The sequence below is a fragment of the Streptomyces sp. NPDC127092 genome, assembly GCF_042722475.1.
Lineage (GTDB): Bacteria > Actinomycetota > Actinomycetes > Streptomycetales > Streptomycetaceae > Streptomyces.
The window spans coordinates 22,670-42,912 of sequence record NZ_JBHXFE010000001.1; the positions used below are offsets into that span (position 1 = coordinate 22,670).

Annotated in this window: 17 protein-coding genes; 11 read left to right on the forward strand and 6 right to left on the reverse strand. The window is 72.9% G+C overall.

Annotated elements, in window-relative coordinates; genetic code table 11:
- The first annotated feature begins 34 nt into the window (after positions 1-34).
- The 3 genes from ACFWJO_RS00115 to ACFWJO_RS00125 all read left to right on the forward strand — a co-directional run bounded on the left by ACFWJO_RS00115 (position 35) and on the right by ACFWJO_RS00125 (position 2,799).
- Positions 35-1,117, forward strand: a complete 1,083-nt coding sequence (locus tag ACFWJO_RS00115; RefSeq protein WP_386862557.1) for a phosphatase PAP2 family protein — start codon at positions 35-37, stop codon at positions 1,115-1,117.
- Positions 1,114-2,214, forward strand: a complete 1,101-nt coding sequence (locus ACFWJO_RS00120; RefSeq protein WP_386862558.1) for a DMT family transporter — start codon at positions 1,114-1,116, stop codon at positions 2,212-2,214. Before ACFWJO_RS00115 ends, ACFWJO_RS00120 begins: the two co-directional genes overlap by 4 nt.
- A gap of 78 nt (positions 2,215-2,292) precedes the next feature.
- On the forward strand, positions 2,293-2,799 hold the full coding sequence (locus ACFWJO_RS00125) for a hypothetical protein (protein ID WP_386862559.1): 507 nt from the start codon (positions 2,293-2,295) through the stop codon (positions 2,797-2,799).
- Positions 2,800-3,100: 301 nt separating this feature from the next.
- Here ACFWJO_RS00125 and ACFWJO_RS00130 read toward each other — a convergent pair whose 3' ends face one another.
- From ACFWJO_RS00130 to ACFWJO_RS00150, 5 genes are all read right to left on the reverse strand, one after another.
- Positions 3,101-3,679, reverse strand: a complete 579-nt coding sequence (locus ACFWJO_RS00130) for a hypothetical protein (protein ID WP_386862560.1) — start codon at positions 3,677-3,679, stop codon at positions 3,101-3,103.
- 403 nt (positions 3,680-4,082) lie between these two features.
- Entirely contained in the window at positions 4,083-5,423 is a 1,341-nt protein-coding gene (locus ACFWJO_RS00135) for an ISL3 family transposase (protein ID WP_386862561.1), read from the reverse strand.
- 42 nt (positions 5,424-5,465) lie between these two features.
- Positions 5,466-5,744: a DUF6959 family protein gene (locus ACFWJO_RS00140; protein WP_386862562.1), complete on the reverse strand. Its 279-nt coding sequence runs from the start codon at positions 5,742-5,744 to the stop codon at positions 5,466-5,468.
- A gap of 169 nt (positions 5,745-5,913) precedes the next feature.
- On the reverse strand, positions 5,914-7,005 hold the full coding sequence (locus ACFWJO_RS00145) for a hypothetical protein (protein ID WP_386862563.1): 1,092 nt from the start codon (positions 7,003-7,005) through the stop codon (positions 5,914-5,916).
- 88 nt (positions 7,006-7,093) lie between these two features.
- A complete protein-coding gene (locus tag ACFWJO_RS00150; protein WP_386862564.1) occupies positions 7,094-7,876 on the reverse strand; it encodes a DUF4188 domain-containing protein in 783 nt (260 codons plus the stop codon).
- Between the two features lie 143 nt (positions 7,877-8,019).
- Here ACFWJO_RS00150 and ACFWJO_RS00155 point away from each other — a divergent pair, with 143 nt between their 5' ends.
- The 7 genes from ACFWJO_RS00155 to ACFWJO_RS00185 all read left to right on the forward strand — a co-directional run bounded on the left by ACFWJO_RS00155 (position 8,020) and on the right by ACFWJO_RS00185 (position 18,351).
- Complete coding sequence (locus tag ACFWJO_RS00155; RefSeq protein ID WP_386862565.1) at positions 8,020-8,703, forward strand: MerR family transcriptional regulator; 684 nt, start codon at positions 8,020-8,022, stop codon at positions 8,701-8,703.
- Between the two features lie 176 nt (positions 8,704-8,879).
- Entirely contained in the window at positions 8,880-9,263 is a 384-nt protein-coding gene (locus tag ACFWJO_RS00160) for a VOC family protein (RefSeq protein WP_386862566.1), read from the forward strand.
- A gap of 100 nt (positions 9,264-9,363) precedes the next feature.
- The gene (locus ACFWJO_RS00165) at positions 9,364-10,368 is read left to right on the forward strand and encodes an SPFH domain-containing protein (RefSeq protein ID WP_386862567.1); all 1,005 of its coding nucleotides are present in this window, start codon (positions 9,364-9,366) and stop codon (positions 10,366-10,368) included.
- Positions 10,365-11,258 (forward strand): hypothetical protein, encoded by an 894-nt coding sequence (locus tag ACFWJO_RS00170; RefSeq protein ID WP_386862568.1) that lies wholly within the window; start codon positions 10,365-10,367, stop codon positions 11,256-11,258. Before ACFWJO_RS00165 ends, ACFWJO_RS00170 begins: the two co-directional genes overlap by 4 nt.
- A 413-nt stretch (positions 11,259-11,671) precedes the next feature.
- Positions 11,672-12,520, forward strand: coding sequence for a GNAT family N-acetyltransferase (locus ACFWJO_RS00175; protein WP_386862569.1), 849 nt, complete (start codon positions 11,672-11,674; stop codon positions 12,518-12,520).
- Between the two features lie 593 nt (positions 12,521-13,113).
- Positions 13,114-14,814, forward strand: a complete 1,701-nt coding sequence (locus tag ACFWJO_RS00180) for a S8 family serine peptidase (RefSeq protein WP_386862833.1) — start codon at positions 13,114-13,116, stop codon at positions 14,812-14,814.
- A 249-nt stretch (positions 14,815-15,063) separates the two neighbouring features.
- On the forward strand, positions 15,064-18,351 hold the full coding sequence (locus ACFWJO_RS00185; protein WP_386862570.1) for an AAA family ATPase: 3,288 nt from the start codon (positions 15,064-15,066) through the stop codon (positions 18,349-18,351).
- A 76-nt stretch (positions 18,352-18,427) separates the two neighbouring features.
- Here ACFWJO_RS00185 and ACFWJO_RS00190 read toward each other — a convergent pair whose 3' ends face one another.
- Positions 18,428-19,237 carry a caspase family protein gene (locus tag ACFWJO_RS00190; protein ID WP_386862571.1) on the reverse strand — a complete coding sequence of 270 codons (810 nt, stop codon included), beginning with the start codon at positions 19,235-19,237 and terminating at the stop codon, positions 18,428-18,430.
- Positions 19,238-19,346: 109 nt separating this feature from the next.
- Between ACFWJO_RS00190 and ACFWJO_RS00195 the strand changes: the two genes are divergently transcribed.
- Positions 19,347-20,210 carry a DNA/RNA non-specific endonuclease gene (locus ACFWJO_RS00195; protein WP_384411055.1) on the forward strand — a complete coding sequence of 288 codons (864 nt, stop codon included), beginning with the start codon at positions 19,347-19,349 and terminating at the stop codon, positions 20,208-20,210.
- Positions 20,211-20,243: the final 33 nt, after the last annotated feature.

The following is a 20,243-nucleotide window of genomic DNA, read 5'->3' on the forward strand; positions in this document are numbered from 1 at the left end:
GGCGGAGAATTCGACGGAAAACGAGGGCCGCGCCATGGCTTCCGGGATACGCGGGATACGAAGAACTCGTCCTGCAGGACCGGGGGCGACGGCTACCCCCGACGCCCCTGTTTCCCCCGCACGCCCGCCGCTGGTGCGCGAGCTGCTGCTGGTCACGGCGCTCTTCCTCGTCTACAAGTTCGGCCGGCTTTTCGCGAACGGCCACGAGACCCGCGCCTTCCACAACGCCGACCGCGTGTGGGACCTCGAGCGCGCCGTGCACCTGCCCGGCGAGGGCGGGGTGCAGCAGCTGCTGCTGCACGGCGACGGTCTGGTCAGGGTGGCGAACACGTACTACGCGGCCGTGCACTTCCCGGCCACCCTCGCCTTTCTCGCCTGGCTCTACTGGCGCCGCCCGGCCCACTACCTCTGGTCCCGCCGGGTGCTCGCCCTCCTCACCGCCGCCGCGCTGGCGCTGCACCTGCTGCTGCCGCTCGCACCGCCGCGGATGCTGGCCGCGAGCGGTCTGATCGACACCGCACGGGTGTACGGGCCTTCCGTGTACGGCGCGACGCCGGAGACGGACTCGATGGCCAACCAGTTCGCCGCGATGCCCTCGCTCCACTTCGGCTGGGCCCTGATGGTGGCGATCGGGCTGATCGCCGCCTCGCGTTCGGGCGGACGGTGGTTGTGGCTGCTGCACCCGCTGCTCACCCTGTTCGTGATCGTCGGCACGGCCAACCACTACTGGTTCGACGCGCTGGCGGCGGCCGTTCTCCTGGCGCTCGCGCTGCTCGTCGTACCGGCACCGGACGACGACGGGTGGCGGAGACCGCAGGACGCCCACCGATCACTCGCGCCGCCCGCTCGGTCCACCACATCCACTCGGACCACCTCACCCGCCTCATCCGGCTCCTCCGCCTCGTACACGATGTCCGCCCCGTCGGCCCCGTCGGCCGTGCCCGGCCCGTCCGCCCCGTTGGCCCTGTCGGCCCCGTCGGGCCCGTCGGCCCTGCCCGCCCCGTCAGCCACATCGACCACGAGCCTCCTGGCCGCCCCGGCCGCCGCCGCCTTCCCTGCCGCCTTCCCCGCCGCGTCTCCGACGGCGGTCGCCGCGATCGCGGGAGCACTGCGATGAGCGCTGCGATGAACGCCGTCGGAGGGGCCGCCGGTACCGCGGTCGCGGTTCTGCTGTCGCTCGTGTCGGCAGCCGGTTACGCGCTCGCCGCCGTAGCCCAGTCACGGCTCGCCTCGGCGTCCGCCGGCGGGCGCGGCGCGCTGCGCCGGCTGCTCGCCCGCCCGCAGTGGTGGTGGGCGGTGGGGCTGAACGCCGCCGGCGCGCTCGCCCATGTCGCCGCCCTTCACTACGGGCCGCTCACCCTCGTCCAGCCGCTCGGCGCGCTGACGCTCGTGGCGGCGCTGCCGATCGGCGCGTACGGGGCGCACCGGCGGGTCAGCCGGATCGAGTGGCGGGGCGCGCTGTGGACTCTGGCGGGTCTGGTCGGGCTCGTGGCCGTGACCGGCCCGGTCGCGCCGGACGAGGTGCTCGACCTGCGCGAGACGCTGATCGTCACGGCGGCCACGCTGCTGCTGATCGCCCTGCTCGTCTCCCGCCAGCGGAGCGGGGACCGGAAGCGGGGCCGCGGCCTCGGGCACGCGACGGCTTCGGGGGTGGCCTCGGCCGTCGGCTCGGCGCTGACGCAGACGCTGACCGCCGCGCTCGCCCGGGACCTGCCTGGCGGACCGGCGGACGGGCTGACGGGCTGGTGGCAGACGGCGCTGCTCGCCGTCCTCATCGCCGCGTTCGCGGTGGGCGGGCTGCTCCTCTCCCAGGCGGCGTATCGCGGCGGGCTCGCCGCTCCGCTCGCCGTCGTCAACCTTTCCAACCCGGCCGCCGCCGCGGTGATCGGCGTGGCATTGCTGGGCGAGACCTTCCGCGCGGGCGTCTGGGGCTGGGCGGTCGCCGCTGTCGCGGCGCTGGTCGCGGCGCGCGGGGTGGTCCTGCTGACCACCGGCCCCTCCCCGCGCCTGGCCCCGCAGCCCGGCCCGGTCCCGACACCCCGCGGGCCCACACCGCCCGCCCAGCCGTCCGCCCGGCCCACCGACCAGCCATCGGCCCGGCCGACTGCCGGGCCTCTCGCCCCGCCGATCGGCACAGCCCTCGACGAGCCCGCGCTCCTTGCCGTACCGGACGGCCTGAAGGCCCCCGATCCGCTACCGGAGCCCGCCCGCTAGGCCGTTTCCTAGGGATCATGATGCGGGGACCTCCGTCATGAGTCTGGAGGGGATGATCAGTGCAGCTAGCCTGGCGGCATGGCCATCTCCTGGCGGTCCAGCGCCGCAGCGTTCGAGCAGATACTGGGTCGGCATGGTGTCGCCGCTGGTGCCTGCACCATGGAGGCGGCGTGGGCTGCCTTCGAGGAGTTCGTGCAGGTACCGGTCGACGGCATTGAGGGGCCCGAGGAAGACGGGGACGGCTTCATCGTCGAGTGGGGCGTCTGGGACTGGACCGGGAACTGGCCCGCGCTGTCTCTTGGACGGCTGCTGGCGGTCAACGAGGACGGCGATCGGCAGGATCCGTACTGGCAGCCCCAGTACTGGAAGGCGGAGTTCCAGGCGTACTTCGCCGAGGACCCTGCCTGGGCGGACCTGCACATCTCCGGTGGGGGAGACAGCGGTTTCGATCACGCTGCCATCGGCGAGCCGCGAGCGGATGCCCTCGCGGCTACTCGCCGTTTCATCGACCAGGACCCGCTCCTGGTCGCGATGTGGCGGTCCGCTCCGATCGACATCGAAGTCACGCTCGACCGGGCAGGGTAGCCGCACCTCCGGGTCAGGCCGACCGGCCGGGGCACCCACAGACGAGGCATGACCCGGGGGATGCAGGTGCGTCGCCTGCCTGGCCGGGTGTGAGGACGAAGAGGAGCGGGCGGCAGCGGCTGTCGGGGGCGAGGTGGATCTTGTTGGTCAGTCCGTCACGGGAGCGTCCGAGGGCGTGGTCGAGCGGCTCGCTGGCCGGAGCCCCTTTTGGCCAGCGACACGGCGAGCTGTCCACGTCGTAGTGCTTGGCGAGTGTGGCCCGGCAGTTGTCGGTGTTGGCACCACGATGGACGCCGTCCCCCTATTCCCCTTGTTCGGCACGCCGCTCCTGTTCTTGCTGCCACCGCCGATGCGAGGTGACCTCCGTCCATGACTCGGCAGTCGAGGGGAGTGGATCACCCCGCAGATTGGCGCCCAGGCACTCCAATACGTCGTTCTGGGCCAGGAACGCGACGAAACGCGGGTGCGTCCCGGTCTCGTACAGGAGCTGCTCACCTGTGGCACCCCAGATCAGCAGATCCATGGAGTCATTGAGACGATCGCGCAGCTCCTTGCTGCGAAAAGCCAACACGGCCGCTTCGGCTGTGCCTAGAGCCGAATGGAAGTAGTCGGGCCACGTTTCGTATCCGTCGGGCGCCGGCTCCGTCAGCACATCGCGGTTCCGGTACACCTGCCACACCGGGAGGACCGCCGACGTGATCGTCTCCATCGCCTCCCGCTCCTCGGACCGCTGTCGCGCCTTCCTCGTGTCGGCCAGGGCGCGCCACGAGACGAGCGACGTCGCCGCGCTTCCGATCACACCACCGATTCCACCGATCACCGCCGACCAGAACAGCGAGACGGTCGAAGCGGACTCCTGGGCGGCGACTGTCCAGGGCATGCCCCTCCTCGAACAAGCCAAGCGCCCTCCAGGGGAGTCCTGCAGGGGCTACACCACACGACCGCTCCCAGGCTGGCACGCCATGAGCGCTGCGGAGCTCACCGCGCCTGCGCGATACGTGTGAACTTCGCGGGGGGCCGCCAACAGGCTTCGGCATGCCGGAGACCGTTCAGCAGATCGCTGACCTGTTCGGTCTGCCGGTCGCCGGTGTACCGGCTACCTCAACAAGACCAAGACCAGACCCGCGAGCCCGGGAAGACCCCGCCACGAAGCCTTGACCGCTCGGCACGGCCCGCACACTGCACGGTCGGCGGGCACGGGCCATCGTTGCCGACAGCAACCGAGTGGGGGACGAGGAGCAGCGCCGGCCGATTTCACGGCTGTGACCGCGCTTCCGTGATGACTACGGCTGGATGAGGATTCGGGCTCTCAGTACACGGAACGAGGCTCGGCCGTACATCTGCCGCTTGATCGTCTTGATCCGGTTGACATGGCCTTCTACGACACGGCGACGCATGATCAAGGACGTGATCGCACGTGGGCTCGGAATTGGCGCTGGTGCGGGTATGGCGGTGCCGTCCCGAAGGGTCGCGACGTATCGGCGGACAGTTTGAACCGTGCCCCCGAATCCCCGCTCACGGACTTCGCGGAAGAGCCGGCTAGCGTCCGTGCAGCCGTTGAGGAAGCGGGCCTGCAGGTAAGGGTGAAAGGGGGTGAGGAGCCCTGTTCGGCGATGCCGGGCGGATTCGATGAGCACAGTGAGATCGGTGTCGCGGAAGTGCCGCACTGTCTTGCGGTCCATGCCCAAGCGGCGGGCGATCGCGCTGATCGTCCATCCTTTGTCCACCAGGTCAAGGATGTCGGCATGGCGGTGGAGGGTCCGCTCGACGATGGCGGTCTTCGGCAGCACGGCTGGCTGATCCGGCACCCATGTGTCGGGGACCGGGGCGTCAGGTCGAGTCAGCTCCTGAGCGCGTTTCCGCAGGCAGGAGCGGTGCCGATGACATGTCTTCTCCACCACCACGGACAGGTTCTGCAGCAGATGCCACCGGTCGGCCACTTCGATCGCCCCGGTGGCAGCCTGTTTGATCGCGCGGGTGTATCCGGTGGCCCGGTCCCGGCAGATGATCTCCGCTCCGGGGTGGGCCTCCAGCCAGGCGAGGAAGGTCTCCGAGCTGCGGTCGGGCAGCACGTCGAACGGCTTTCCCTGTTCAACGTCCACGAGCACCGTTCCGTATGTGTGGCCACGCCGGAAGGCAAAATCATCCACCCCCAGCACCCGAGGAGCCCCGGCCGGCACCACCGGCGCCGACAGCAGACGGATGAGCGGCGTCCGTCGGCCGGACAATGCCAGCCGTCGGCAGAGGCGTTCTCCCGGGCGGCCTCCCAGTTCCACAGCTACGAGACGGGCAAGGTGACGCATGGCCACCGACGATTGGCTGTGTGACCTCGTGAAACCCTCGACTTGCTCAACGAAAGTCCGGCGGTGGCACAGCGACACGTCACAGAGGAACCGCCTCACTCGTAGTCGGACGAGCACTTCTCGACCGCCGACAGGCCGATCAGCCAGCCGCCGCCAGTACCGGCTGTGAACCCGCCGTGCACCGTTGCCGCAGTCCGGACAACGGCCAGGAGGAGCAGTACCAACCGCGTCGACGAACAGGGTGCGGCTCCCGACATGCAGCCGCTCAATCCTCAGCTCGATTCCCGGGAACAGGATGTCCGACAGCTCATGCAACCCCATACCGGAGTTGTGCCGCGACGAAACGATCCGGCATGCCAGCCCCTACGCGCGCGGTCCGTAGGGCGGCTCAATGCCGTGAGCTTCCAACGCCTTCTCGTAGCGGTCCAGCAGTTCGTCGAAGTTGGCCAGGAGGATGGTGGCAGCCTCATGGGCGTTATCGATGTCGCCCTGAGCACACGCCTCCACGATCTCAGCAACGTCGCCGCGGATGATCGACAGCGAGTCACCCTGGATCAGCACCCCCGGGAAGCGACGTGGGGGCAAACGGACAACCGCCTCGTTGCCAGGATCCGTGAACAGCTCAGCCTCAATGCGTTCCATCGGGCCATCCAAAAGCAGACATCGCACCTCATCCAGTCGTAGTCATCACGGAAGCGCGGTCACAGCCGATTTCACAGATCCTCATCACCTTCCCGGTCAGAGCACTAAGGGGTGTCCGGAAAGGGGTTTCGTCTGACCGGCGGGGCCGGGCAGGAGCTTCCGTGCTCGCCTAGAAGAGCCCCTGATAGCGGGGTCGGCGGCCGCGGAGGCCGTCGAGGACGTCGCGTAGCCAGAGGGTGCGGGCCTCCGGGTGCCGGGCGAGGGTGCGTGCGAAGACCGCTCCGTCGGGGCGGAAGCTCCAGTTCGGGCGCAGTGGCGGCGGCTCGTCGCGCAGGACGTCCCGGGCCAGGCGGCCGCTCGCCGGCAACGGCAGTGGCGGCGGTTCGCCGAAGGCGAGGCACAGCCACACGGCGGCGGCCAGCGGTACGACGTCCGGCCCCCGGCCCTCCCGCTGCCCGGCGGGCCGCCACGGCTCGCCCGTCTCCGGGTGCCGTGGTACGAGGACGAGTTCCGCGGACCCGTCCGGCGCGGGCAGTCCGGGTCCCGCCAGGACCATCCGTTTCGCCCGTGCCCCCGGGGCCCGCGGCAGCAAACCGTCCAGCGTGTGCCGGAACACCTCTGCCACCCGGCCCTCCGGCACGTCGACGGGCCGGCCCTCCGAGGCCGCGACCACATGGGCCAGGGCCGCGCCGACCGACGCCTCCCAGACCGGGCTCCAGCGCCCGAGCTGGTTCACGGGCGGGACGATCCGGCGCTCGGCGAGCAGCGCCTCCCACGTGAGCGGCTCCCGGGGCGGTCCGGCGGCGACACGGCGTACCGCGCGGGGATCCAGCCACACCGCCTGCCAGAGCGAGCAGTCGTCGATGCGGGTGGCGACCAGGGCGCGGCACTCCAGGCACGCGAGGTTCGGGCCGTCGGCCCCGTTGATGCCACAACAGGACCCTTCACCGCGCCGCTCGGGGACCAGCACCGTCCCCCACGAGTCGCCCGGGGCGATGAGCACCGCCCCGGGAGGGCCGTACGGGATTCCCCAGACCGGCGCGTACCAGCCCCGCGCTTCGGCCTCGCCTTCCGGCAGGTCCTCCCAGCGGCGCCACGGCGGCCCGGACGGCAGCGGGTCGACGGCGAAGGTGCCCTCGTCCATCAGGACCGGCATCGACACGCCGTTGCCGTAGCCCTGGTGGGCGTGGTCGGGAAACGCGACCCGGTGCAGGGGGGCGGTCAGCTCCGCCTCGCACCCCGCACAGACGAATACGAACAAACGTCCTCCTGTTCGTGAACAGGCGGATCATGCCACCTCGACGACCGTGCACCAACGTGTTTTTCCTGCCGTCGCCCACCCCCCTTCCCTACGCGCCCTTCGGCGCACGCGTGGCGCCGTCGCGGGCGCCCAGCTGGGCCGCGTAGACCGGCTCCGTCGAGCTCTCGTAGCCGCCCTTCTCGCGCGGGACGGCCGGTTCGATGCCGTGGATCGCACCGACGCCCGTCGGCGGCATGTCCCCGTACAGGGCCTGGTACGCGCCGGGGCGCACCGAGTAGATCTCGTGCCAGATGCCGACCGCGCCGTTACTGCTGAAGTAGCGGCGCCAGAAGGCGCTCTGGGCCGGGTGGTGGCGGCGTCCGGTGTCGCCCGCGTACGCGCGGATGTCGCCCGCACGTCGCCAGTACTGCACGATCGTCACCTCGCCGAAGCGCGGCCCGAGGAGCATCCGGTACCCGAGGAAGCCGCTGTGCGGATCATCGCTCAGTTCCTTGATCATGCCGGGCATCGCCATGACGACCGGAAGCCAACCCCGCACCGAGCGCCAGCGGTTGATGCGGGCGCCGATCAGGAACACGGTGACGGGCTCGGCGTTGACCGCCATGAAGCGGCCCCGCCGCACCCGGCGTCGCTCGGCGCGACCGCCGCGACCGCCGCGCCCGCCGCGACCGGCTTCCCGGGCGTCCCCGCCCCGCTGACCCGCCGCCCCGCCGGCCTCGCCACCGGCTCCGCCGCCGACCCCGTCACCGGCCTCCCGGCCGGGCTCCACGCCGGGCTCCCCGCCGACGGCCGCCGTCCCGTACGGCTTCGCGGCGTACCACTCGGGCACCGTGAACAGCCGCATACCGTCGCCCAGTCCGAGTCGCGCCATGGTCCGTCCCCCATCCGTCCGATGATGGATAGCTCGACTATCCTTGGACCGCAGAGTAGAACTCCTCGAAAGCCGTGTCGAGACGGCGGAAACGACGAACACGAACGACGCACGAGAACGAGAACGGGAACGGTGGATTCCAGGTGCGCCTCTCCGAGCTGAGCGCCCGCAGCGGCGTATCGGTCGCGACGGTGAAGTACTACCTGCGCGAGGGCCTGCTCGCGCCCGGCACACCCGTCACCGCCCGGCAGTCCGACTACGGCGAGGAGCACCTGCGTCGACTGCGCCTGGTACGGGCGCTGCTCACGGTCGGCGGCATGACGGTGCAGCAGGCCCGTGACGTGCTCGCGGTCGCCGACGACCCGGCGTTCGGGCGGCACGAACGGCTCGGCATCGCCACCTACATGCTCGGCCCGCGCGTCGAACCGCCGGATGAGGGCGCGCCCGAGCGGGAACTGTGGGACCAGGTCGCGGCCGAGGTGCGCGAGCTCCTGACGGAGCTCGACTGGCGCGTCTACGACGAGGCTCCCGCGCTCGCCTCGCTCGTCCGTGCGATCACCAGCGTGCGCTCGCTCGGTTACCGCGGCGAGATGGACGACATCCGGAAGTACGCGCTGGCGCTGCGTCCGATCGCCGAGGAGGAGCTCACGGTGATCGACGACTACCCGGTCCTGGAGGAGGCCATCGAGGCGACCGTCGCCTACACGACCCTGTACGAGCCCATCCTCCTCGCCCTCCGCCGCCTCGCCCACGAGGACGTCTCGGCCCGCCTGCACGAGGCCGGCCCGGGGGGCGCGAACGAGGGCGGGCGGCCGTCGACGGCGTGAGCGGGCGGGCGACTACTGAAGGCGCCACCTGACGGGCGGCCACCGAAGGCGCGACCTGGCCGGCAGGCCCGAGCCACTTCCCCCTTCCCCCTTCGCCGCCCGCGCCCTAGCCGGGCGTCACCCACCCGGACGCCGCCGGCGGTCGCTCCCCTGGCGGCGTCCATAGGGTGGCGGACATGGCATGCCGCATCAGTGAGCTGGTCATCGACTGCGCCGACCCCGAACGGCTCGCCGCCTTCTGGAGTGAGGTCCTCGGCTACGTCGACCTCGGCCGGGAGGCCGACGGGAGCATCCAGATCGGGCCGCCCGGCGTGGGCTTCGGCGGCCCGCAGCCCACGCTCGTCCTCAGCCCCAGCAGCGACCCTCGGGCGGGGAAGCTGCCGCTGCACATCGACGTCAACGCCACCGACCGCGACCAGGAGGCCGAGCTGGAGCGGCTGATCGCCCTCGGCGCCAAGCCCGCCGACGTCGGCCAGACCGGCGACGAGAGCTGGCACGTCCTGGCCGATCCGGAAGGCAACGAGTTCTGCCTGCTGCGCGACCGACTGCCGGCCCTCTGAGATCTGGCCGCGGTCGCGGAGCCGCCCACCCCTCCATCTCGTCACCTTGACGACAACTGCACCGACCTCCTATCGTCACACTGACGACAAGGAGGGTCCCATGGCCGACATCACCCGCCGCGCCGGCTGGCGGCACCTGCGCTCCGCGCCCACCGCGCACATCCGGCACCAGCGGCGCGGGCGGCTCGCGCACGAGGGCGTCGGACTGAGCTTCTGGTTTCGCCCACTCTCCGCCGCCCTGTCCGAAGTACCGGTCGACGACCGTGAGTTGGCGATGGCCTTCCACGCCCGCACCGCCGACTTCCAGGACGTGAGCGTCCAGTCCACCGTCACCTACCGGATCGGCGATCCGGCCGCCGCGGCCACCCGGCTCGACTTCTCCGTCGATCCGGACACCGGCGCCTGGCGCGGGACTCCGCTGGAGCAGATCGGCACCCTGCTCACCGAGACCGCGCAGCAGCACGCCCTCGCCGTGCTCGCCCGGATCCCGCTCGCCGAGGCGCTCGTCGACGGCGTGGGCACGGTACGGGACCGGATCGCGGCCGGGCTCGCGGCCGAACCGCGGCTGCCCGACACCGGTATCGAGGTCGTGGCGGTGCGCGTCGTGGCCGTGCGCCCGGAGCCCGAAGTCGAGCGCGCGCTGCGCACCCCCGCGCGCGAGCAGATCCAGCAGGAGGCGGACCGGGCGACGTACGAACGGCGGGCCGTCGCCGTCGAGCGGGAGCGCGCCATCGCCGAGAACGAGCTGGCCAGCAAGATCGAGCTGGCCCGGCAGGAGGAGCGCCTGGTCGACCAGCGCGGCATCAACACGCGCCGCGAGGCGGAGGAGAACGCCGCGGCCGACGCCGTACGGGCCGAGGCCGAGGCCACGCGTACGGTACGGCTCGCCCAGGCCGAGGCGGAGGCCGCGCGGGAGGTCGGCGCGGCGCGTGCCGAGGCGCAGAGCGCGTGGCTGCGGGCACACGCCGAGGTCGCCCCCGCGACGCTGCACGCGCTCGCCGCGACCCGCGCGGCCGAACAGCTGCCGCACATCGAGCACTTGACGCTCTCGCCGGACGTCGTGACCGGCCTCCTGGCGCGACTCGGCGGAGGTGCGGGCGCGTGAGTCTGGCACCGCGGGCGGTGCTGGTCCATCGGACCACGGAGTACGAGGAGTTGCTCGCCCGGCACGGCACGCACGGCCAGGCCGCCTTCCAACTTGCCGCGCGCGGGCGCTCGGTGACGGAGGTGCGCGAGCGGCACGAGCGGAACCGGCGGGCACTCGCCGAGGTGTCCGCCGCGGTGCCGCTCCGCTGGCGCCAGGCCCGGGTCGAGCGCGCCGACCTCGACCGCTTCCTGTTCGGTCCCGAGGACGTGGTCGTGGTCGTCGGGCAGGACGGCCTGGTGGCCAATGCCGCCAAGTACCTGTCGGGGCAGCCGGTGGTCGGAGTCGACGACGATCCCGGGCGCAACCCGGGCGTCCTCGTCCGGCACCGGCCGGGGGACGCGCGCCGGCTGCTGCCGTCGGCCACGGGCCCGCGGACGGCGGCGGAGGAGCTCACCATGGTCGAGGCCGTCACGGACGACGCACAGCGGCTGCTCGCCCTCAACGAGATCTACATCGGCCCGCCCGGCCACCAGACGGCCCGCTACGTCCTGCGGGCTCCGGCCGCGCCGCCCGAGGCGCAGGCCTCCTCGGGCGTGCTCGTCGGCACGGGGACGGGAGCCACGGGCTGGCTCCGCTCGCTCTGGCACCAGCGCGGCAGCACCCTCCCGCTGCCCGCGCCGACCGCCCCGCGGCTCGCCTGGACGGTACGGGAGGCCTGGCCGTCGCCGGTCACGGGAACGGCCTGCGTGGAGGGCCTGCTGGCGGAAGGGGACACGCTGGACCTCGTGGTGGAGTCGGACCGGCTGGTCGCCTTCGGCGACGGGATCGAGTCGGACGCGCTGGAGCTGACGTGGGGCCGGTCGGTACGGGTCGGGATCTCGGAGACCGTGCTGCGGCTGGTGGGCTGAGCGGTTGGCGTGATGAGGACTTGACGGGACCAGCGCGTGACGGGAGAAGCCGTCGCCCGGCTGAGGGGGCGTCCAGCTGTAGGGTCCCCCGCTGAGCGTAGAGGGATGAGCGGATGGCGAGTCGAGCGCGTCCACGACCGGCCGCAAGAGCCCTGGCAGCCCGCTGGGCCGGACGCCTCCCCCATCTCCTCGCGGCGCGGCGCCCGCGCGGCCGGAAAGCAGCGATCCGGGCGCGGCCGGAAACCGACGGGGGCGGGCGGGAGGCGCCGCCGGCGCCGCTATGCTCGTCCGCTCCACTCCCCGAACTCCGCTCCTATCTCCCGAATCCGCGCCACTTCCCGAACCCCGCTCCACTCCCCGAACTCCGCCCCTCCCAGCTCTGCCCCCTCCCCCGCGCCCTCGAAGGGACCCCCATGACCCTCCACGTCTCCCGCGCCTCCCTCCAGGACTGGTCACTGGTGCGTGACTGGTGCGCGGCGGAGGGCTGGAACCCGGGTGCGGCGGACGCCCCGGCGTTCTTCGCGCAGGATCCCGAGGGCTTCTTCATGGGGCGGGTGGACGGGGAGCCGGTGTCCGCGATCTCGGTCGTCAACTACGGCGACGACTTTTCCTTCCTGGGGTTCTATCTCGTTCGCCCCGACCTGCGGGGCTCCGGTCACGGTCTGGCGACCTGGCGCACCGCGCTCGCGCACGCGGGCGGGCGGACGGTGGGGCTCGACGGGGTGCCCGCCCAGCAGGACAACTACCGCCGCTCGGGCTTCGTCCCGGCGTACCGCACGGCCCGTTACGTGGGGGAAGTGCCGCTGCCCGACCGGCCGGTGACGGGCGTGGTGGTGGCGGAGCGGGTGGACCGGGCCGAGCTCGCCGCGTACGACAGCGCGTGTCATCCGGCCGACCGGCCGCGCTTCCTCGCCGCCTGGCTGGGCGCGCCGGGTCACCGCGCCCTGGTGCGGCTCACCGACGGGCGCGTCAGCGGCTACGGAGTGGTGCGTCCGGCCGAGCAGGAGGCTCGGATCGGGCCGCTGTTCGCGGACACGCCCGCCGACGCCTCCGCGCTGCTCGACGCCCTCGCCGCCGAGGCCCGGGCCTTCGGCGCCCCGCGCATCGCCGTCGACATGCCGGAGGCCAATCCGGCCGCGGCCCGCCTCGCCCTGTCCCGTGGCCTGGAACCGACCTTCGAGACGGCCCGCATGTACACGGGGCCGGTCCGGGCCTTCGCCCAGGACCGTGTCTTCGGGGTGACGACCCTCGAACTCGGCTGAACGGAACAATTCGGCCAACAGTCCGTCTGTCAGGGCGAGAACACTCCGAACGCCACGAACCACACCCGGGTCCGGTCGCGGCGGGAGCGGTCGCGGTCCGGCGTCCGGCGTCCCGCTCCGGCGGCCCTCCACCCTTGTCACCAGGGCTGACGCCCGCCCCCGCCCCTCCCCCTCCCTGCCCCCGAGGGTGACAAGGGTTTTCCCCGTATCGAGTTCACCTCGGCGTTCCCTACTGTCTGCCGCACCGGCAGATCCTTTCCCCCACCTCAACCTGTCAGGTCCATGAGGACGGGTGGGTGGTGTCCGCCGGGGACGGCCTTGACCCGGGCCGTCGCGCCGGTGGCGGCGCACGGGCCCCCACGCCCAGGGAACGGCGGATCGCGACCCCACTTCGCCCCGCGGTTTCCGCGCCGCCGCCACTGCTCCACTCACGTCGTACTCGAAAGGGCCCCACCTTGAACGGTTCCAGGCGGAGAGTCATATCCGTGGTGGTCGCGAGCGCCGCTATCCTCGGCGCCGCTGCCACCACCTCCGGGGCGTTCGCCGCCGTCCCGGCCGCACCCTCGCCGAAGCCGGCCCCGGCTTCGCAGTCGATGACCGCGCTGCCCAGCGCCCCCGTCGAGAAGGTCATCGTCACCTACAAGTCCTCGTCCGCCGAGGCCGGCTCCAACGCCGCCGCGAAGAGCGACGCGGCCGAGAAGGCCGCCGAGACCGGCGAGAAGCTCTCCTTCGAGCGTCGCCTGGCCGGCGGTGCCGCGCTGGTGAACCTGGGCGGTTCCGCGTCCCAGCAGGACGTCGCCGAGGTCATGGCCGCCTTCAAGGCCGACCCGCAGGTCGCCTCCGTCGAGCCCGACATCCGCGCGTACGCGATGGCGGTCGCGCCGAACGACACCGACTACGCCAAGCAGTGGGACCTCTTCGAGGCCACCGGCGGCATGAACGTCCCCACCGCCTGGGACAAGACCACCGGTTCGGGCGTCACCGTCGCCGTCATCGACACCGGCTACGCCGCCCACTCGGACCTGGCGACCAACGTCGTCTCCGGTTACGACTTCATCTCCTCGTCCGCCGACGCCCGTGACGGCAACGGCCGTGACGCCGACGCCAAGGACGAGGGTGACTGGAACGCCACCGACGGCGAGTGCGGCACCGGCTCCAAGGCCTCCAACTCCTCCTGGCACGGCACCCACGTGGCCGGCACCATCGGTGCGGTCACGAACAACACCAAGGGCATCGCGGGCATCGCGTACAACGCGAAGATCCAGCCCGTGCGCGTGCTCGGCAAGTGCGGCGGTTCCTCCGCCGACATCGCCGACGCGATCACCTGGGCCTCCGGCGGCACCGTGCCGGGCGTCCCGGCGAACCCGACCCCGGCCAAGGTCATCAACCTGAGCCTGGGCGGCGCCAGCGCCTCCTGCCCGAGCGTCTACCAGACCGCGATCAACGGCGCCGTCTCGCGCGGTACCACCGTCGTCGTCGCCGCGGGCAACAGCAACGCCAACGCGTCCGGCTTCACTCCCGCGAACTGCTCGAACGTCATCACCGTGGCGTCGACCAGCCGCGAGGGCAACCGGTCGTACTACTCCAACTACGGCACCATCGTGGACGTGGCGGCCCCGGGCGGCGAGACCCGCCGCGCGACCGACACGCCCGGTACCGTGACCACGCCCGAGAACGGCATCTACTCCACGCTGAACTCCGGCACGACCGTCCAGTCGACCGAGAACTACAAGCCCTACCAGGGCACCTCGATGGCGGCCCCGCACATCGCCGGCCTCGCCGCCCTGCTGAAGTCGGCCAAGTCGACGCTGACCCCGGCCGAGATCGAGTCGACGATCAAGACCAACGCCCGCCCGCTGCCCGGCACCTGCACCGGCGGCTGCGGCACCGGCATCGCGGACGCCGCGAAGTCGGTCGAGGCGGTCACCGGCACCACCACGCCGCCGACCGGCACGGTCTTCACCAACGCGAACAACGTGACGATCTCGGACAACACCACCGTGTCCTCCTCGATCGCCGTCACCGGCCTCACCGGCAACGCCCCCGCCGCCCTCAAGGTCGACGTGGACATCAAGCACACCTGGCGCGGGGACCTGGTCATCGACCTGATCGCCCCCGACGGCACCGTGCGCAACCTGAAGGCCTCCTCCGGTTCCGACAGCGCCGACAACGTGCTCGCCACCTACACGGTGGACGCGTCCAGCGAGGTCGCGAACGGCACCTGGAAGCTCCAGGTCCGCGATGTGGCCTCGGGTGACACCGGCTACATCGACTCGTGGAGCCTGACCTTCTAAGCGGGCCGACTCGCTCGCGAGTCGCCGTCTGATCACCCCCCACACACCAGCATCATCGCTGGTCAGCGAAGCGCCCGTGGTCTACACCACGGGCGCTTCCGGCAGTTGGGGACGCCCGTCTCCGGGACGGCTGACCGGGGTCCGTTGTCCGTATGCCGGACAAGGGGCCTGGACTGGGGCGCCGTGCTCCGTATTCTCTGCGCAACGGGCTCACGGGCAGGGCCCGAGCGCCGGAGGGGTGGTGGACAGATGACGACAGCGCCGCTCCGGCCTGCGCCAGTGGGCCGGGAGGAACTCCTGGCCCGGCTCGAACGCGTTCTCCAGGCCAGGGGCCGTGCGCTGCTGACCGGTCCCGCCGGCGTCGGCAAGACCGAGGTCGCCCTCGCGGCGGCCGCCCGCGCCGAGGCGCGCGGTGAGACGGTCCTGTGGCTCGCCACGCTCCCCGCCGACCGCGCGATACCCGGCGCGGCCGCCGCCGCGCTCGTCTCGTCCGTGGCCGCGACGGTCACCTTCCCGGGCCCGGCGGCGCCCGCGACCGTTCCCCCGCCCCGGTCCGCGACGGCCGCGACCGGCGGCGCCTCCGGTACCGGTGAGCACACGACGGCCGAGGGCCGCCCGCCCGCCGCCTCCGGCTCGCCCTCCTTCGCCGGTTCCGTTTCCGGATCCGGCCAGCCGTACGCCGGCGGCGGCGCCACGGGCGGTGACGACCGGCTCGCCGGATCCTCCGCCGTGGCGGCGCCCGCCCGACCGGGACCGGCCGGTCAGGTGTCCGCCGGCTCCGGACCCGCCGGCGGGCACGAGGGCGGTTGCCCGCACGCCTCCGCACCCGGCCTGGGCGTCATCGCCTCCGGCGTCTTCGACGGTCTGCCGGGGCCGCAGCGGGCGGCCGTCGCGATGCTGTGCCGGGAGGCGCCGCCGGAGGAAGGCGGCTGGGACCCGATCGCGCTGCGGCTCGGGCTCGCGGGCATCCTGCGGGCGCTGACCGTCCGCGGCCCCGCGCTGCTCGTGGTCGACGGGATGCAGCACCTCGACCCGGAGAGCGCCGACCTGCTCCGCTTCGCCCTCCATCTGGCTCCGCCCGCGCTGCGGGTGATCGCCGTCGAGACGCCCGAGGCCTACGCGGCGTACGGCACGGGCTATGGCATCACCGGCGGTACGGGCTACGGCATCACCGGCGGCACGGGCGCCACGGGCTCCGGCGGGACGGCAGGCGGGTCCGCCGAGGCCTCCTCCGGGCCCGTCACGGGCTCCGTGGCGGACTCCTCGGGCGGCGCCGCGGCCTACGGCAAGGACCCGCACGAGACGCGTCTGTGGGTGCCGTCGGAGGCCGACGTGCTGCTCGTACCGCCGCTGCACGCCGACGAGATCGCCGAACTGCTCATCCACCACCGGCTGCCGTCCCGGATGGCCGGCCGCATCCACAAGGCGAGCGGCGGCAATCCGCGGCTCGCGCTCGCCGTGGGCCGCTCGCTGGCCGACGCCCGGACGCCGGTGCACCACGCGGAGGCGCTGACGCTGTCCGGGCGGGCCCGGGACCTGGCCCGGCAGCTGCTCGGCGCCGCTCCGCCCGAGGTGCGCGCGACGCTGCTCCTGGCGGCCCTGGCGCTGCGGCCCACCGCGGCGCTGGTCCGCCGGGCCGGCCGGCCCGGCGCCGAGGCCGACCTGGCCGCGGCCGAGCGGGCCGGCCTGGTGTCGCTGTCCGAGGACGGCACGGTCGCGTTCACGGCCGGGCTGCTGCCCTCCACCCTGGTGCACGACGCCTGCTGGGCCGAACGCAGCGCCGGACACGCGGCGTTGGCGCGGGTCGTGGACGACCCGGTGGAGTCGGTGCGGCACCGGGCGCTCGCCACCGACGCGCCGGACGAGGAGCTGGCCGCCGAGGTCGCCGAGGCGGCGGACCTCGCACGGCGGCGCGGCAACAGCGCGCTGGCGGCCGAACTGGCCCTGCTGGCCGCGGAGTCGACGCCGGGCCGGAACGGGCAGCAGCGGATCGCCCGCCTGGTGGACGCGGCGGAGGAGGCGGCCCGCGCGGCCCGCGCCGATCTGGCGATGCGCGCCGCGACGGATCTCCTCGCCCGGGACGCGGCGCCCGCGGACCGGGTCCGGGCCAGGCTCGCCGTGCTCGACACGGCGGGGCAGGGGCTGACCGGCCTGGACGAGATGTACGTGCACGCGATGGAGGACTCCGAGGGCGACACGGCGCTGCGGGCCGCCGTCCAGCTCCGGCTGGCTGTCAAGTACGTGCTGGCGGACGGCGATCCGCTGCGTTCGCGGGCCGCGGCGATGGAGTCGGCCGAGCTGGCGGCCTCGATGGGCGACCCGCGGACGGCCGCGCAGGCCCTGACCGTACAGGCGCGCATGGAGCGGGCCCTCGGCTCCTCGGACGCGGAGGCGGTGCTCGCGCAGGCGCGGGCCCTGGAGACGGCCGAGCGGCCGGCCGGGATCCGCAACGCGGCACAGATCCTGACCATCCGTCACGCCCTGTTCGACGGGCGGCTCGTGGACGCCCGGACGCAGCTCAACGCGCTGCTGCCGCTGGTGCAGCGGCGCGGTTCGGTGGAGGACGCGATCGAGCTGCTGAGCACGCTCGCGGAGATCGAGTCGCGGATCGGCCCGTGCGCGTCCGCGCTCGCGCACGCCGGGCAGTCGCTCGCGCTGACCCTGGAGGCGGGGCTCTCGCCGGGGCCCGCCTGGTACGCCCTGGCGCTGGCAGAGACCGCCGGCGGCAGCTTCGCCCGGGCGGCGAGCTACGCCCGGCGCAGTGTGCAGGCCTCGGAGGAGGAGGGCGACCGGGTCTTCCTGTCCCGCAGTCTGTACGCGCTGGGCCGGGTGCAGCTGGTGAACGGGGACGTCGCGGCGGCCCTGGAGACGCTGCGCCGGGTGGAGAGCAACGAGCGCGCCCAGTCCACGGTGGATCCGTCGATGCTGCGCTGGCACGAGGAGCTGGCGGAGGCGCTGCTCGCGCACGACGCGGTGGACGAGGCGATGGCGGTCCTCGCGGAGGTCCGCCCGGTGTGTGAGCGGCTCGGCCGGACGACGGTGCTGCTCGGCTGCGACCGGGCGTACGCGCTGTGCCTGGCGGCGGAGGGCCGTACGGATTCGGCGGCGGAGCTGCTCGCGGGCACGGCGGCCCGGTTCGGCGAGGCGGAGCTGCCGCTGGAGCAGGGCAGGGCGCTGGTCGCGCTGGCCCGTGTGGAGCGCCGGCGGCGGCGCCGCTCGGCCGCGCAGGCGGCGTTGCACTCGGCCGCGGCGACGTTCGAGCGCGTCGGCGCGGTGCCGTGGCTCGCGCTCACGAGCGAGGCGCCGGCCGGTCCTGCGGGCGAGGGACCCGTGGGTGAGGACGCGTTGCCGGGTCTCGCCTCGCTGACGGAGGCGGAGCTGAGGCTCGCGCGTCTGGTGGGGCAGGGCGCCAGCAACCAGGAGGCGGCGGCGAAGCTGTACCTGAGCGTGAAGACGGTGGAGGCGCGGCTGACGCGGATCTACCAGAAGCTCGACGTCCGCTCGCGCTCCCAGCTCGCGACCGCCCTCCGGCCGTGAACCCCGCCCCGTGGTCCGGGGACCGTGGGCGTGGCGCCCATGACCCCTGGGACCGTGGGCCGGTGACCCGTTCGGCTCACACGGTGAACGGGCGCTGCCCCAGGTATGCCGTCGAGGGCGTTCCGGTCGTGTGGAGGTTCGGGCTCTGGGTGGGCGGGAGCCTGCGTTGGATCGCCCGGTGGAAGGTGCGGTAGTCGCCGCGGAAGGCACCGTCGCCCCAGACCCCCAGCAGCGCCTCGGTGAAGGCTCCGTTGACGGGTCCGTCGGCGGCGGTCTGGTTGTCCTGGCAGGCCGAGATCAGGATCACCGGAGGTCCCTGTCCGTCGCTCGCGGCGGCGGCGTCCTTGGCGATCGTGCGCTGCAGGTCGTCGTAGAACTCGCGGTCGCGCTCGTAGAGTTCGATCTGCTTCGGTTCGGGCAGGTAGCGGCCGGTGACGTCGGTGACGCCGGGGATTTCGATGCTGGTGCCGCTGTGGCAGCAGTCGAAGAGCGTGAAGATCCGTACGCCGTCGTCGAAGCGCAGGAACTCCTGGTGGACCTCGTCGTCGAGGAACTGGCGGTCGTAGAGGACCAGGGTCTCGTCGCGCCGGTCGGGTTCGTCGTCGGGGCCGGTGACGTCCGGGACCTGGCCGCCGTGGCCGGAGTAGGTGAAGAGCAGGATGTCGCCGGCGGCGAGCCGTTCGGCCGCCGCGCGCAGCTCGGTGACGACCCGGTCGGCGGTGCCCTCGCGGGTGAGGACGACGGTGTCCTCGAAGCCGGCCGCGCGCGCCAGGCGTGCCATGTCGCGGGCGTCGTTCTCGCAGGCCACGAGGGTGCCGTCCCAGCCGCCGTAGCGGTCGGGGTCGACGCTGTTGAGTCCTACGTGCAGGGAGATTCCGGTGGGCATGGGGTGCCTCCTTGGCCGGATCGGAGGGGGGCACCGGGGCGTCGTCTGTTCGAGTGGCCTGCGGGTCCGGTGCCGTGGGCGGCCCTCATCCGCGCGGTACTTACATCGTATGAACCCAAGCGACACCCGGCACGGCCGGCCGCCGGACGAGCCCACCGGTTACGACGAGAACTTCCTCGGCCCGACCGTGCCGCTGGCCCTGCCGGCCCGCACCGCCGTGGAGACCGTGATCCTGCCGTACACCCATTTCACCGTCGTCTTCCGGCCCGACCGGCGGCTCGCCGCCTCGACGGCCGTCTGCATCGAGGGCGCCGAGCTGCTCGACGACGTGCCGCGCGACGACAAGTGGCTGTACGATCCGCGGCTGCCGCGGGAGCAGCAGGCGGGCGATGACGTCTACCGGAACAACAGCCTGGACCGCGGTCATCTGGTGCGGCGCCTCGACCCGGTGTGGGGCGCGGCGGCGGTGGCCGGCCGGGCGAACACGGACACCTTCCACTTCACCAACGCCGCCCCGCAGGCGGACGTGTTCAACCAGGGCAAACAGCTGTGGCAGGGCATCGAGAACTACCTCCTCGACCACGCGGCGCAGTACGACCGCAAGCTGGTGGTGCTCACCGGGCCGGTGCTCCAGGACTCCGATCCGCCGTACCGGGGCATCCAGGTGCCGTTGCGCTTCTGGAAGGTGGCCGCGTTCATGCAGGACGGGGCGCTGGCGGCGACGGCGTACGTGCTCGACCAGAGCCCGGACCTCAGCCGGGACGCGGACCGCGCGTTCGCCGGGGCGAAGGCGGGCGCGCCGCCGCCGCTCGGGCCCTTCCGCACGTACCAGGTGCCGGTGTCGGACGTCGCCGAGATCACCGAGCTGGAGCTCGGGCCACTGCCGGACGTGGACCTGATGCCGCCGATGCGGGCACCGGAGGAACGCTGGCGGCGCCTCGAGTCGTACGAGGACATCGCGATGACGGACTGAGAGCGGTCCGGCCGCCCGGGCGGCGCCCGCAGC